Raw genomic sequence first — 15,617 nt, 5'->3', positions numbered from 1 at the left:
AAATTAGGTAAAATGCAGCAATAACCTAAGAAAGTAAAGAAAAATTGTAAAAAATTATATAAAAATTAAATTTGCTCTTTACAGGATGAAAAAAATAGAGTATAGTAAGGGCAATCCAAAAAGAACGGCGGGGAATGAAATGTTCCCCTCCATTCTTTTCCGGAAAACAAAAGAGAACCGAAAATAAGAAAAGGTAAAGGAAAGGAAGCCGTATGACACAGAGTAAAGAGCGTGTCATGGGAGAAGAAGGGCTGTACCGTTCTTCCTTTGAACACGACAACTGCGGTATCGGAGCCGTCGTGAATATCAAAGGTGAAAAATCCCATGCGACCGTAGAAAACGCATTAAAAATCGTAGAAAATCTTGAACATAGAGCCGGCAAAGACGCCGAGGGTAAAACAGGAGACGGAGTAGGAATCTTGTTGCAGATATCGCACAAATTCTTTTCCAAAGCCTGTTCGACCCTCGGTTTTTCATTAGGCGGAGAACGGGAATACGGCGTCGGCGTATTCTTCTTCCCACAAAATGAGCTGAAACGGAACCAGGCAAAAAAGATGTTTGAGATCATCGTGGAAAAAGAGGGACTGGAACTCCTTGGATGGAGAACCGTGCCGACCGTTCCGGAAGTTCTCGGCCATAAGGCAAGAGAGTGTATGCCTTACATCATGCAGGCATTCATCAAAAAACCGGAGGATGTGGAAAAGGGAATCGCTTTCGACCGTCGTCTGTACGTCGTACGCCGTGTTTTCGAACAGAGCAACGACAACACCTACGTGCCATCCCTTTCCAGCCGTACCATCGTATACAAAGGTATGTTCCTCGTAGGACAGCTCCGCACCTTCTTCCGCGATCTGCAGGATGTCGATTATGAATCTGCAATCGCCATGGTGCATTCCCGGTTCAGCACGAACACGAACCCAAGCTGGGAGAGAGCACATCCGAACCGTTTCATCGTACACAACGGCGAGATCAACACCATCCGCGGAAACGCCGACAAGATGCTGGCCCGTGAGGAGACGATGTTCTCCCCGATGCTGCAGGATGAACTGCACAAGGTTCTGCCGGTTGTCAACACCCAGGGTTCTGACTCTGCAATGCTCGACAACACACTCGAGTTCCTGACCATGAGTGGTATGGATCTTCCGCTGGCTGTCATGATCACGATCCCGGAGCCGTGGGCAAACAACGATACGATTTCCCAGGAGAAACGTGATTTCTATCAGTATTATGCAACGATGATGGAGCCGTGGGACGGACCGGCATCGATCCTGTTCTCCGACGGAGATGTGATGGGAGCAGTGCTCGACCGCAACGGTCTTCGTCCTTCCCGTTACTACATCACCAACGATGGATTCCTGATCCTTTCCTCTGAGGTCGGTGTTCTGGAAGTTCCGGAAGAAAAAATCGTCTTAAAAGAGCGTCTCCATCCGGGCAAGATGCTTCTCGTCAACACCGTACAGGGAAAAGTCTTAAACGATGAGGAAGTCAAAGAATATTACGCAAAGAAACAGCCGTACGGCGAATGGCTCGACAGTTATCTGGTACAGTTAAAGGATATCAAAATCCCGAATCTGCCGGTCGAAGAGTACACGAAAGAAGAGCGGATGCGCCTGCAGAAAGCGTTCGGCTACACCTACGAGGAGTACCGTTCCTCCATCGGAAAGATGGCATTAAACGGTGTCGAGGCAACCGCTTCGATGGGTATCGATACCCCGCTTGCCGTTCTCTCCCATGAGCATCAGCCGCTGTTCAACTATTTCAAACAGCTCTTCGCACAGGTAACGAACCCGCCGATCGACTGCATCCGTGAGGAGATCGTAACTTCCACAAGCGTTTACGTCGGACGTGACGGAAACCTGCTTGAGGAGGAGCCGAAGAACTGCCAGGTATTAAAGATCAACAATCCGATCCTGACCAATACCGATATGCTGAAGATCAAGAACATGAAAGTCGAAGGCTTCAAGGCAGTGACCGTTCCGATCACCTACTACAAGAGCGCACCGCTTGACCGTGCGATGGACCGCCTTTTCGTCGAGGTTGACCGTGCACACCGGGCAGGAGCCAACATCCTGATTCTCTCTGACCGCGGCGTCGATGAGAACCATGTGGCGATTCCATCCCTCTTGGCTGTATCTGCGGTTCATCAGCATCTGGTAAAAACGAAAAAGAGAACTTCTCTTGCGATTATTCTGGAGTCCGGCGAGCCGCGCGAGGTGCACCATTTCGCAACACTGCTCGGCTACGGTGCCTGCGCAATCAACCCGTATCTGGCACTCGACACGATCCATGAGCTGATCGAAGAGGGCATGATCAAGAAAGATTACTACGCAGCCGTTGAAGATTACAACCACGCAGTCATCTCTGGTATCGTAAAAATCGCAGCGAAGATGGGTATCTCCACGATCCAGTCGTATCAGGGTTCCCAGATCTTCGAGGCCATCGGTATCTCAGCAGATGTCATCGACAAATACTTTACTGGTACGGTCAGCCGTGTCGGCGGTATTACACTGGAAGACATTGCAAAAGACGTTGATGAGCGTCATTCTCAGGCATTTGATCCGCTGGAACTGACGACGGATCTGACGCTGGACAGTCTCGGACGTCATAAAGCAAGAAGTCAGGGTGAGGAGCACCGCTACAATCCCCGTACCATCCATACCCTGCAGGAGTCTACAAGACGCGGTGACTACAGGATGTTCAAAGAGTACACTGCCATGGTTGACAGCGAGGAGAGCGGTTATCTGCGAAGTCTGATGGACTTCGATTATCCGGAGCAGGGCGTTCCGCTCGAAGAAGTTGAGAGCGTAGATTCTATCGTAAAACGATTCAAAACAGGTGCGATGTCCTACGGTTCTATTTCCCAGGAGGCACATGAGACACTGGCAATTGCCATGAACCGTCTGCATGGAAAATCCAACACTGGTGAGGGCGGTGAGAGTGATGACCGTCTCGAATCCCCGGAGAGATGTTCCGCAATCAAACAGGTAGCATCTGGCCGGTTCGGTGTTACCAGCAAATACCTGGTCAGCGCAAAAGAGATTCAGATCAAGATGGCGCAGGGTGCAAAACCGGGCGAGGGCGGCCACTTACCGGCCGGAAAGGTTTACCCGTGGATTGCAAAAACACGTCACTCCACACCGGGTGTATCCCTGATTTCCCCGCCGCCGCATCACGACATCTATTCCATCGAGGACCTTGCACAGCTGATTTATGACCTGAAAAACTCGAATGTGAATGCAAGAATCTCCGTTAAACTGGTATCCGAAGCAGGTGTTGGTACTGTCGCAGCCGGTGTTGCAAAAGCCGGAGCACAGGTTATCCTGATTTCCGGATATGATGGAGGAACGGGAGCAGCACCGAGAAGTTCCATCCACAATGCAGGACTTCCATGGGAGTTAGGCCTTGCCGAGACCCATCAGACGCTGATCAAAAACGGCCTCCGCAACCGTGTCATGATTGAGACAGACGGAAAGCTGATGAGCGGCCGTGACGTTGTGATCGCAGCACTTCTTGGCGCCGAGGAATTTGGTTTTGCGACGGCGCCGCTTGTAACCATGGGATGTGTCATGATGCGTGTCTGCAATCTGGATACCTGCCCGATGGGTATTGCAACGCAGAATCCGGAACTCCGCAAACGCTTCCGCGGCAAACCGGAGTATGTCATCAACTTCATGCGCTTCATTGCAGAAGAGATGCGTGAATACATGGCAAAACTCGGTTTCCGCACGGTCGATGAGATGGTTGGACGTTCCGATCTCTTAAAGAGAAATGATAAGGTGACGAATGAACACGCAGACCGCGTAGACTTAAGCCAGATCCTGAATAACCCGTTTGCAAAAGCAGGCGAAAAAGTAACCTTTGATCCGAAGGATGTTTACGATTTCAAACTGGGCACTACACTCGATGAGAAGGTGCTCTTAAAGAAATTCGGTCCGGCGATGGACAAGAAAGAGAAGAAGACGGTAAAAGTCGAGATCACCAACACCGACCGTACCGTGGGAACGATTCTTGGTGCTGAGATCACCAGAAAATTCGGCACCTCCCTGGAGCCGGATACGTATACCGTACAGTGTAAAGGTGCCGGCGGACAGAGCTTTGGAGCCTTTATTCCGAAAGGTCTGACCCTGGAGCTTGAGGGCGATTCCAATGACTACTTCGGAAAAGGCCTCTCCGGCGGAAAACTTGTAGTCTATCCGTCGAAAGCAAGAAAGTATAAACCGGAAGAAAACATCATCGTCGGAAACGTTGCCCTCTACGGTGCAACGAGTGGCGAGACGTACATCAACGGTATCGCAGGCGAGCGTTTCTGTGTCAGAAACTCCGGCGCTTATGCCGTTGTCGAGGGTGTCGGCGAGCACGGATGCGAGTATATGACCGGAGGCCGTGTCGTTGTCCTCGGCGCAACCGGAAAGAACTTTGCAGCCGGCATGAGCGGCGGTATCGCTTATGTCCTGGATGAAAAGAGCAACCTGTACCGCAATTTGAACAAGGAAATGATTTCGATTGAACTGGTAGAAAGCAAATACGATATTGCAGAGCTGAAAAACATGATTGAAAAACACGTTGCACACACCGGCTCTGAAAAAGGTAAAGAAATTCTCACACACTTTGACGAATATCTGCCGAAATTCAAGAAGATCATTCCGAATGACTATAAGCGCATGATGATGCTGAGTGCCCAGATGGAAGACAAGGGCCTTAGCAGCGAACAGGCACAGATTGAAGCATTTTACGAAAGCATGCGTAAGTAGGAGGAAGAAGAATTATGGGTAAGCCAACTGGATTTATGGAATATCAGCGCAAGACGGGAAACACCGTTGCCCCGCTTGAGCGTATCAAAAACTTTAAGGAATTTCATCTGCAGCTCCCGAAAAAGGAGCAGCAGATGCAGGCTGCCCGCTGTATGGCATGCGGTGTACCGTTCTGCCAGGCGGGAACCATGATTGCGGGAATGGCCTCCGGCTGTCCGCTGCAGAACCTCGTTCCGGAGTGGAATGACCTTGTGTATCTTGGAAACTATGAGCAGGCATACCGCCGCCTCACCAAGACAAACTGTTTTCCGGAATTTACCTCCCGTGTCTGCCCGGCACTCTGCGAAGCAGCCTGTACATGCAACGTAAACGGAGACCCGGTCTGCACGAAGGAAAATGAACGCGCGATCATCGAAAACGCATGGGCAACCGGCCTGATTACGCCGCAGCCGCCGAAAGTGCGCACCGGAAAACGCGTTGCCGTTGTAGGAAGCGGTCCTTCCGGCCTTGCAGCAGCGATGCAGCTCAACCGCCGCGGCCATTCTGTTACGGTCTTTGAACGCCGCGACCGCGTGGGCGGACTTTTACGCTACGGTATTCCGAACATGAAACTTGATAAGAGCGTCATCGACCGCCGTGTGGATCTGATGAAGGCCGAGGGCATCGAGTTTGTGACGAATGCTGATATCGGAAAAGATGTAAAAGCTGACAAACTCTTAAAAGAATTTGACCGTGTCCTGCTCTGCTGCGGTGCGGCAAATCCAAGAGATATCAAGGCAGAGGGAAGAGATGCAAAGGGCATCTACTTTGCTGTCGATTTCCTGACTTCCGTAACGAAGAGTCTTCTGGATTCCAATTTTGAGGATCATGCCTACATCGATGCCAAGGGCAAACACGTTGTTGTCATCGGAGGCGGCGACACCGGTAATGACTGTGTCGGAACTTCCATCCGTCTCGGTGCCAAATCTGTGACACAGCTTGAGATGATGCCGAAAGCACCGGATCAGCGTGCCGAGAACAATCCGTGGCCGGAGTGGCCGAAGATCTGCAAGACGGATTACGGCCAGGAAGAGGCAATCGCCGTATTCGGCCATGATCCGCGGATTTACCAGACAACCGTAACGGAATTTATCAAAAACAAAAAGGGTGAAGTCTGCCAGATCAAGACCGTAAAACTGACACCGAAAAAAGATGAGAAATCCGGCCGCATGATGATGGTTCCGGTTGAGGGAACAGAAGAGATTCTCCCGGCAGATCTCGTTCTTATTGCAGCAGGCTTTTTAGGATCCCAGAAATATGTGACCGATGCATTTAAAGTGGAAGTCAACCAGCGCACCAACGTGAAGACAGATGACGGAAAATACCAGACAACAAAAGAAAATGTCTTCACCGCAGGCGATATGCACCGCGGCCAGTCCCTGGTCGTATGGGCGATACGCGAGGGACGCGAGGCAGCAAAGGCAGTCGATGAATCCCTGATGGGATACACGAATCTCTAAGTTTTTCTTGACAAAACACGCGAAAAACTGCTATAATATGCCCAAAACAAGGGTGTTTTTACGCAAGGTGTCTTTCTGCCCTGCCGCGTGAAAGCACCCTTTTCGTTTAGAATCGTCTTTGATAAAGGAGAGAATCGATATGGCAAAGTATACGAAGGAAGCGATCCTTCAGATGGCGGAGGAAGAAGATGTTGAATTTATCCGCCTGCAGTTTACCGATATGTTTGGAATGATGAAAAATATGGCCATCACCGCCGGACAGCTGGAAAAAGCCCTGAATAATCAGTGCGTTTTCGATGGCTCTTCGTTCGAAGGATTTGTCACCATCGAGGAAGCAGACATGTTTCTGCACCCGGATCTCGACACCTTTGCAATACTTCCGTGGCGTCCGCAGCAAGGAAAGGTTGCAAGATTGATCTGTGATGTGTATGATAGAGAGGGGAATCTTTATGCAAAGAGTTCCCGAACCATCCTTCAGAAGGTAATTTCCGAAGCGAAAGCGATGGGCTATGAGTTTGAAATCTCACCGGAGTGTGAATTTTTCCTGTTCCACACCGATGAGGACGGCGGAGCAACGAGTGTAACGCACGACAAAGGCGGTTATCTGGATCTTGGACCGCTGGATCTGGGAGAAAACGCGCGGCGCGATATGGTGCTGACTCTCGAAGAAATGGGAATCGACGTTGAGTCTTCCTTCCACGAGGTAGCGGCAGGCCAGCACGAACTGGATTTCTGTCCGGCTGCAGCACTTCGGACGGCAGATCAGCTGATGACTGCCAAATTTGCTATCCGTACGATTGCAAAACGTCATGGCCTTCACGCAACCTTTATGCCAAAACCAAAAACCGGAGTTCACGGATCGGGTCTTCATCTTTCCTTCTCCCTGTTTCAGGAGGGAAAAGATGTGTTTGCCGACAAATCCGATGAATACGGGCTCAGCAAAGAGGCATATTACTTTATGGGCGGACTGATGAAACACATCAGCGGAATCGCAGCGATTACCAATCCGCTTGTAAACTCCTACAAACGTCTGACACCGGGATACGGTGCACCGATCTACGTGGCATGGTCTGCAAAGAACAGAAGCCCGCTGATCCGCATTCCGCTGACGGGAGACGGTATCATGGCCATTGAGCTTCGATGCCCGGATTCGGCAGCCAATCCGTACCTAGCACTTGCTGTCTGCATGGCAGCAGGACTTGACGGTATCAAACAGAAAATCGTTCCGCCGTCCCCGGTGGACCGCAATATTTCCGATCTGACAGAAGAAGAACGAAACGCGATGCAGATCACCCTTCTCCCGGGAAGCCTTGGAGAAGCGGTCGCAGAGTTAAAGAAAGACGATTTTCTGTGTCAGGTACTCGGCCAGGAATTTGTGGATGGATATATCAATGCCAAAGAAGAAGAGTGGCATGAGTATCTCCGCCAGGTATCCGACTGGGAGACCGAGAAATATCTGTACCGTATTTAGACGACGAAGGGGCCTGAAAATGCATGAGCAGCATAGTGATAGTACTTCCCAAAATAGAAGATGGAAAGCGCATCCGGGATATTCTGGCAAAAAGAGGATATGAAATCGATGCTGTCTGTTCGACAGCGGCAGCGGCGCTCGGAGAGATGAACAACTTAAACGGCGGTATCGTCATCTGCGGCTACAAGCTCCCGGATATGTTTTTTACGGATCTGAATGAGTGTATGCCGTCCGGCTTCCAGATGCTTCTGATTGCATCGAGCCGCGCATTAAGTGCGGTGGAGGGAACCGGAATCATGGCGGTTACGATGCCGCTTTCCGTGTACGAGCTGGTCAATACACTGGAGATGATGCTGCAGAGTGCGGCACGGCGCAGAAAGAAAGAGCGGGCAAAGCCAAAGGTGCGCAGCGCCGAGGAACAGCACATCATCGATCGTGCAAAAAGCCTTCTGATCGAACGAAATCACATGACCGAGTCGGAGGCCCATCGCTACATGCAGAAATGCAGCATGGACAGCGGCACCAATCTGGTTGAAACGGCACAGATGGTGCTGACGCTTTTGACAGAGTAAGAAAAAGTGAAAAGGAGCGACATAATAATGTTCAAAATCAATGACAATTATCTGAAATTGCCGGGAAGCTATCTGTTTTCCACAATTGCAAAAAAAGTTGCAGCTTACACCGAGGCAAATCCGGACGCGAAAATCATCCGTCTTGGAATCGGCGACGTAACCCAGCCGATCGCACCGGCGATCATTGAAAAGCTGCACGGAGCAGTGGATGAGATGGGACACGCAGAGACCTTCCACGGATATGCACCAGATCTTGGATATGCTTTCCTTCGCGATACCATCGCAAAAAATGATTATCAGGACAGAGGATGCGATATCTCATCTGATGAAATTTTTGTATCGGACGGCGCAAAATGCGACTGCAGCAACATTCAGGAGATCTTCAGCCTGGACAACAAGATCGCTGTATGCGACCCGGTTTATCCGGTTTATGTAGACTCCAACGTAATGGCAGGCCGTGCCGGTGACTACGACGCAGCAACCGAGCGTTTCACGAATGTGATTTACATGCCGTGTACCGCAGAAAACAACTTCACCCCGGAGCTCCCGAAAGAAACCCCGGATCTGATTTATCTGTGCTTCCCGAACAACCCGACCGGCGCTATGGTTTCCAAAGCCGAGCTGCAGAAATGGGTTGATTATGCAAATAAAGTAGGAGCCATCATCCTGTATGATGCTGCATACGAGGCATATATCTCAGAAAAAGACATTCCGCATTCCATCTATGAGTGCGAGGGTGCAAGAACATGTGCCATCGAAATGCGCAGCTTCTCCAAGAACGCAGGCTTTACCGGTATGCGTCTTGGATTCACCGTTATCCCGAAAGACATCAAATCCGGCGATGTGACTCTGCACAGCCTGTGGGCACGCCGTCACGGAACGAAATACAACGGAGCTCCGTACATCATCCAGAGAGCCGGCGAGGCTGTTTACTCTCCGGAAGGAAAAGCACAGTTAAAAGAGCAGGTTGCTTACTACATGAAGAACGCAAAAGTCATCTACGACGGATTAAAAGGCGCAGGCTACACCGTATCCGGCGGCGTCAACGCTCCGTATATCTGGCTGAAAACACCGGGAAATATGACTTCCTGGGAGTTCTTTGATCACCTGCTTGCAGACGCAAACGTAGTCGGAACACCAGGATCAGGCTTCGGCCCGAGCGGAGAAGGCTACTTCCGTCTGACTGCATTCGGTACGTATGAGAATACAGTAGAGGCAGTGGAGAGAATCAAAAAACTGTAAATTGTGTGCGAAATACCAATAAAACGGAATTTCTGCGCAATTTTATAAACACGCGAAAAAAATAATTTTGTATAGATAAAATTCATGAAAAATGCATTAGAATTTATATAAAATCCGTAAAAATTAGGTGTTTACAAATGCAAAACTGCTGTGCTATAATGCACAGTATGAAAAAGGCAGTGAAGGAAACTCCGTATGCGGAATCTGACAGGAAGCCGATGTCACCGACTGAGAGCATCAGCATGGAGGAAACATACAATGGGGAACATTCCGGAGCCGGTCTGCTGAACATGAGATCCGAACAGGAAATCAAGTAGGCAGATCCGTGATACGCGTTAAGTATAAATGAGTGGGCGTTTTCCCCCGGAAAACCGGAGAGAAAAACGCAATGCGGGTGGTACCGCGGGAACATAAAATATCCCGTCCCGGAACAGTAGTTAAAAAACTGTTCCGGGACTTTTTTATTTGAAAAAGCAATCCGGGACAGGCGAGAAAGAGAGGAGAACAAGACATGGAATTTATGACAGGCGTAAAGAAAAAAGAAGACATCTCCGTAAAAACTCTGCTGGAGACACCGGAAGGCACAGAAGTAAAACTCGAAGGAGCCGTACACATCATCCGTGACATGGGCGAGGTTGCCTTTGTCATCTTAAGAAAGAGCGAGGGACTCGTTCAGTGTGTGTACGAAGAAGGAAGCGTTGACTTCCCGCTGAAAGATCTGAAAGAGGAATCGGCAGTTGCCGTAACCGGAACGGTCAAAAAAGAGGACCGCGCACCGGGCGGCGTCGAAGTCAGGCTGCAGACCATCACCGTTCTTTCCGAGCCGACCGAGCCAATGCCGCTCGCAGTCAACAAATGGAAAATGAACACCTCCCTTGAAGCAATGCTGAACATGCGGCCGATCGCTCTTCGAAACGTCAGAGAGCGTGCAAAATTCCGCATCCAGGAAGGCGTGGTACGGGCGTTCCGTGATTTCCTTCATTCCCAGGGATTCACCGAAATCCATACACCGAAGATCGGCGCGAAAGGCGCTGAGGGCGGCGCAAACATCTTCAAGCTGGAATATTTCCACCGCCCGGCTGTCCTGGCACAGAGCCCGCAGTTCTACAAACAGATGCTCGTCGGCGTGTTTGACCGTGTCTTTGAAGTCGGACCGGTTTTCCGTGCAGAGAAACACAACACGAAACGTCATCTGAACGAGTATACCAGCCTTGACTTTGAGATGGGCTACATCGAGGATTACACCGACATCATGGCAATGGAAACCGGATTTTTACAGTACATGGTGGAGCTTCTTAAAGAGGATTACGCAAAAGAGCTGGAGATCCTGAAAGTTATGCTTCCAAAGACAGAAGAAATCCCAACTGTACCGTTCACGAAAGCGAAAGAGCTGGTAGCCGAGAAATACAACCGAAAGATCCGCAACCCGTTCGACCTTGAGCCAGAGGAGGAGCTTCTGATCGGCCAGTATTTCAAAGAGGAGTACGACGCAGACTTTGTATTCGTCACCGAATATCCGTCGAAAAAGAGACCGTTCTATGCGATGGACGACCCGGAGGATAAGAGATACACAAAGAGCTTCGACCTGCTGTTCCACGGTCTGGAGATTACAACCGGAGGCCAGCGTATCCACGATTACAAGATGCTTTCTGAAAAGATCGCAGCCCGCGGCATGACAGAAGAGGGCATGGAGCAGTACTTGAGTGCTTTCAAACACGGTATGCCGCCGCACGGAGGTCTTGGCATCGGTCTGGAGCGTCTGACCATGAAGCTGATCGGTGAGGACAACGTCCGCGAGACAACGCTGTTCCCGCGTGATCTTACAAGACTGGAGCCGTAAGCAGATCCTGCTGGAAAATAAAAAAGGAGAATGAGTGAAATGGCAAATGTGATTTCAGATGAAACGATGGAATATGTCGGCATCCTGGCAAAGCTGGAATTAAAGGATGAGGAAAAAGAATCCGCACGGCAGGATATGCAGAAAATGCTGGATTATGTAGATAAATTAAACGAGCTCGACACCAGCAAGGTCGAGCCGATGACCCACATTTTCGAGATGGGAAATGTATTCCGCGAGGATGAAGTAACCAATGGCGACGACCGCGATGCAATGCTTGCCAATGCACCGGAAGTCAAAGAGGGCCAGTACAAGGTTCCGAAAACGGTAGAATAGCAGGAGGAGATTGATATGGAAATCAAAGATATGACAGCAGTACAGCTTTCTGCCGCAATCAAAGAAGGAAAGATCACTGTAGCGGACGCTGTAGAAGCGTCTCTTGCGGCAGTCAAAGCATCGGAAGAATCAATTCACGCATTCCTTCTTGTGGATGAAGAGGGTGCAAGAGCACGCGCGGCAGAAGTGCAGAAGAAAATTGACGCAGGAGAGCTCACCGGTCCGCTGGCCGGCGTTCCGATTGCGGTCAAGGACAACATCTGTACGAAAGGTCTTGCGACGACGTGTGCGTCAAAGATTCTGCAGAACTTTGTTCCGACGTACGATGCAGAGGTTATCACACGGCTCGAAGAGGCGGGAGCCGTTATCATCGGAAAGACAAACATGGATGAGTTTGCGATGGGAAGTACGACAGAGACTTCCGCGTACGGCGTGACGAAAAATCCATGGAACACCGAACACGTTCCAGGCGGTTCCTCCGGCGGTTCCTGCGCAGCCGTTGCAGCAGGAGAAGTACCGATGGCACTTGGCTCCGATACCGGCGGATCGATCCGTCAGCCGAGTTCCTTCTGTGGCGTAACCGGCATGAAACCGACGTACGGCACCGTTTCCCGTTACGGACTGATCGCTTATGGTTCCTCCCTTGACCAGATCGGACCGGTCGCAAAGGATGTGACAGACTGTGCAGCACTGCTGCAGACGGTCGCTTCGTATGATGCAAAAGATGCGACATCGATGAAACGCGACGATTACGATTTCATGAGCGCTTTAAAAGAAGATGTCTCCGATCTGAAAATCGGTATTCCGAACAGCTGCTTCGGCGAAGGCCTGGATCCGCAGGTGAAGGAATCCATTTTAAAAGCTGCCGATGTCCTGAAGGCACGCGGAGCAGAAGTAGAGTATTTCGATCTCGACCTCATTGATTATGCCATTCCGGCTTACTACGTTATTGCATCCGCTGAGGCAAGCTCCAACCTGGAACGCTTCGACGGCGTGAAATACGGCTTCCGTGCCAAAGAGTACGAAGGACTCCACGATATGTATAAGAAGAGCCGTTCTGAGGGCTTCGGTCCGGAGGTGAAACGACGGATTATGCTGGGAAGCTTCGTCTTAAGCTCCGGTTACTACGATGCGTATTATCTGAAAGCACTGCGCACGAAAGCCCTGATTAAAAAAGAGTTTGACCGCGCATTTGAAAAATACGATATGATTTTAAGCCCGGCAGCACCATCGACCGCACCGCGTCTCGGGGAATCGCTTTCCGATCCGCTGCAGATGTATCTGGGCGATATTTACACCGTATCCGTCAACCTCGCCGGCCTTCCGGGCATCACCGTTCCGTGCGGCATGGATGACAAGGGGCTTCCGATCGGCATGCAGCTTATCGGAGACTGTTTCTCAGAGAAAAAACTGTTCCGTGCAGCATACACCTATGAGCAGGCACGCGGTGCATTCGGGCAGCCAGAAAAATGGTAAGGAGGAAGCAAAACAATGTCAAAACAGTATGAAACCGTCATCGGACTTGAAGTACATGTGGAGCTTGCGACGAGAACAAAAATTTTTTGCGGCTGCTCTACCGCATTCGGCGGTGCGCCGAACACCCACACCTGCCCGGTCTGCACCGGTATGCCGGGATCCCTTCCGGTATTAAATAAGAAGGTTGTCGATTACGCCCTGCGCGTCGGACTGGCTGCAAACTGCAAAATCAACCAGCTCTGCAAATTCGACCGGAAGAACTATTTCTACCCGGACAACCCGCAGAACTATCAGATTTCCCAGCTGTATCTGCCGATCTGCCACGATGGATATGTCGAGATTGACACCGCAGCGGGAAAGAAGAAAATCGGCATTCATGAGATCCACATGGAGGAGGATGCCGGAAAGCTGATCCACGATGAGTGGGAGGATTGCTCACTCGTCGACTACAACCGAAGCGGCGTTCCGCTGATCGAGATTGTATCCGAGCCGGATATGCGCTCTGCGGAAGAGGTTATCGCTTATCTGGAAAAACTGCGTATGATGATTCAGTATCTCGGCGCATCCGACTGCAAACTGCAGGAGGGCTCGATGCGTGCCGATGTCAACCTTTCGGTCCGTGAGGTTGGAAGTGAGAAATTCGGAACACGTACCGAAATGAAGAACCTGAACTCCTTTAAGGCAATCGGAAGAGCGATCGAGGGAGAGCGTGCAAGACAGATCGAGCTGATCGAGGAAGGAAAAGCCGTTGTCCAGGAGACCCGCCGCTGGGACGACAACAAAGAGTATTCCTACGCGATGCGTTCGAAAGAGGATGCGAAGGATTACCGCTACTTCCCGGACCCGGATCTGCCGCCGGTGCACATTTCCGACGAGTGGATCGACCGCATTGTGAAATCCATGCCGGAATTCCAGCCGGAAAAACAGGCACGCTACGTGGAGCAGTACGGACTGCCGCAGTACGATGCGGGCATTCTGACCGGTTCCAAGAAGCTGTCCGATCTCTTTGAGGAGACGACGGCGCTCTGCGGCAAACCGAAAAAAGTGGCAAACTGGCTGATGGGCGAGACCTTACGTCTCTTAAAGGAGAACGGCCAGGAGCCGGAGGGTCTGCAGTTTTCACCGAAGCATCTGGCATCCCTGATCGAACTGGCAGAAGCCGGATCGGTCAACAACCAGGTGGCAAAAGAGGTATTTGAGCAGATCTTTGCAGAGGATGTCGATCCGGAAGCATACGTCGAGGAGTACGGACTGAAAACCGTAAACGACACCGGCCTTCTGGAAGAAACCGCGAGAAAAGTTCTGGAAAACAACCCTGGCCCGGTAGAGCAGTACAAATCCGGAAAGACAAAAGTCCTCGGATTTCTGGTCGGTCAGGTCATGAAAGAAATGAAAGGCAAAGCCAACCCGGCAGCAGCAGGAGAGCTGCTGCAGAAGCTGCTGTCTGAATAAAGAAAACAAAATTGCACGAATGGAGGCCTGGAAATGGTCTCCATTTTTCTGCCCGAAAAATCAAAGAAAATGCATAATCTGCCTCCTTTTGGGAAATTCTTTATAAAGAAACCGGAAGAGATAAAAAGACGATACAAAATCCGGAAAAAGGAGGTTTCTTTACATGAAAGGACTGGATTACACCGCACTCACCGTTGCAATCATCGGAGCCGTCAACTGGGGCTTGATCGGATTCTTCCGTCTCGACCTCGTCGCCCTGATCTTCGGAAACATGACGTGGCTGAGCCGCATCATCTACGCGGTTGTCGGCATCTGCGGCCTCTACCTGATCTCCGTCTACGGAAGAATTTCCGACCACGTACTGGGACAGGCGTAAGAACAGGAACCCTCTCATATACGCAGAGAAAGGCGGTATGAGAGGGTTTTCTTTTGCTGTTTTAGGAAGGACAAAACAAATATTGCGGCCCTCTGTATGGTTTTGAGCAGGGATATGGATCAGAAAAAGAAAAAATACCGGATGCTTCTGGTGCAGCTTTCCTGTGCCGTTCTTCTGGCGAGTGATGCCGCAGCGTGGGCATTCCGCGGAAGTCCGGGGAGTCTGGAAAGAGGTATTGTGTATGTGAGTAACTATCTGGTTTGAATGTGATAGATCTTGCTGAATGGATTGCCCTTGCAGCAATTTTTATCCAATGCGTCGTAAAACCCCTTGCTTCAGCTATGGGGATATAAGACGCGTCCATCGAATTTACGCAAGTAATTGAAGATGGACAAAATAACAATTGTGTTAATTGATAAAATATTGTATCATACAAACATGAACACAACATATAAATCAAACAATAATGTCGTCTATTCCTGTAAATACCATGTAGTATGGTGTCCCAAATATAGACGAAAAGTATTAACGAACGGTGTAGATGTCCGGCTGAAGGAGCTGCTCACAGAGTATGCTGCAAATCTTTCTGTAGACATTCTGGAAAT

At 50.3% G+C, this 15,617-nt stretch carries 13 protein-coding genes; all 13 read left to right on the top strand.

Going from position 1 to position 15,617, the window contains the following annotated elements:
* The first annotated feature begins 212 nt into the window (after positions 1 to 212).
* Complete coding sequence (gene gltB / locus DWY63_RS13195) at positions 213 to 4,751, top strand: glutamate synthase large subunit (RefSeq protein WP_117802400.1); 4,539 nt, start codon at positions 213 to 215, stop codon at positions 4,749 to 4,751.
* 14 nt (positions 4,752 to 4,765) lie between these two features.
* Positions 4,766 to 6,250: a glutamate synthase subunit beta gene (locus DWY63_RS13190; protein WP_022462356.1), complete on the top strand. Its 1,485-nt coding sequence runs from the start codon at positions 4,766 to 4,768 to the stop codon at positions 6,248 to 6,250.
* A 139-nt stretch (positions 6,251 to 6,389) separates the two neighbouring features.
* Positions 6,390 to 7,721 carry a type I glutamate--ammonia ligase gene (gene glnA / locus DWY63_RS13185; RefSeq protein WP_117761554.1) on the top strand — a complete coding sequence of 444 codons (1,332 nt, stop codon included), beginning with the start codon at positions 6,390 to 6,392 and terminating at the stop codon, positions 7,719 to 7,721.
* Between the two features lie 23 nt (positions 7,722 to 7,744).
* Positions 7,745 to 8,293, top strand: a complete 549-nt coding sequence (locus tag DWY63_RS13180; RefSeq protein ID WP_022462354.1) for an ANTAR domain-containing response regulator — start codon at positions 7,745 to 7,747, stop codon at positions 8,291 to 8,293.
* Between the two features lie 27 nt (positions 8,294 to 8,320).
* Positions 8,321 to 9,535: an LL-diaminopimelate aminotransferase gene (locus tag DWY63_RS13175; RefSeq protein ID WP_022462353.1), complete on the top strand. Its 1,215-nt coding sequence runs from the start codon at positions 8,321 to 8,323 to the stop codon at positions 9,533 to 9,535.
* 167 nt (positions 9,536 to 9,702) lie between these two features.
* On the top strand, positions 9,703 to 9,852 hold the full coding sequence (locus DWY63_RS17890) for a hypothetical protein (RefSeq protein ID WP_158555021.1): 150 nt from the start codon (positions 9,703 to 9,705) through the stop codon (positions 9,850 to 9,852).
* A 194-nt stretch (positions 9,853 to 10,046) separates the two neighbouring features.
* Positions 10,047 to 11,375 (top strand): aspartate--tRNA(Asn) ligase, encoded by a 1,329-nt coding sequence (aspS, locus tag DWY63_RS13170; RefSeq protein WP_117802399.1) that lies wholly within the window; start codon positions 10,047 to 10,049, stop codon positions 11,373 to 11,375.
* 39 nt (positions 11,376 to 11,414) lie between these two features.
* Positions 11,415 to 11,708, top strand: a complete 294-nt coding sequence (gene gatC / locus DWY63_RS13165) for an Asp-tRNA(Asn)/Glu-tRNA(Gln) amidotransferase subunit GatC (RefSeq protein WP_022462350.1) — start codon at positions 11,415 to 11,417, stop codon at positions 11,706 to 11,708.
* Positions 11,709 to 11,723: 15 nt separating this feature from the next.
* A complete protein-coding gene (gene gatA, locus DWY63_RS13160) occupies positions 11,724 to 13,184 on the top strand; it encodes an Asp-tRNA(Asn)/Glu-tRNA(Gln) amidotransferase subunit GatA (RefSeq protein ID WP_055265999.1) in 1,461 nt (486 codons plus the stop codon).
* A 15-nt stretch (positions 13,185 to 13,199) separates the two neighbouring features.
* The gene (gatB, locus tag DWY63_RS13155; protein WP_117802398.1) at positions 13,200 to 14,636 is read left to right on the top strand and encodes an Asp-tRNA(Asn)/Glu-tRNA(Gln) amidotransferase subunit GatB; all 1,437 of its coding nucleotides are present in this window, start codon (positions 13,200 to 13,202) and stop codon (positions 14,634 to 14,636) included.
* Between the two features lie 163 nt (positions 14,637 to 14,799).
* The gene (locus DWY63_RS13150) at positions 14,800 to 15,012 is read left to right on the top strand and encodes a DUF378 domain-containing protein (protein WP_055228257.1); all 213 of its coding nucleotides are present in this window, start codon (positions 14,800 to 14,802) and stop codon (positions 15,010 to 15,012) included.
* Positions 15,013 to 15,126: 114 nt separating this feature from the next.
* Complete coding sequence (locus DWY63_RS18050; RefSeq protein ID WP_156327598.1) at positions 15,127 to 15,276, top strand: hypothetical protein; 150 nt, start codon at positions 15,127 to 15,129, stop codon at positions 15,274 to 15,276.
* Positions 15,277 to 15,450: 174 nt separating this feature from the next.
* Positions 15,451 to 15,617: transposase (locus tag DWY63_RS13145; protein ID WP_199607230.1), on the top strand; the 167-nt coding region annotated here is incomplete at its 3' end.

The sequence above is a fragment of the Blautia sp. AF26-2 genome (assembly GCF_003460955.1).
Classification (GTDB): Bacteria; Bacillota; Clostridia; order Lachnospirales; family Lachnospiraceae; genus Fusicatenibacter; species Fusicatenibacter saccharivorans.
Note: the sequence above shows the minus strand (reverse complement) of the source record. Positions and strands in the feature narration are given on the sequence as shown.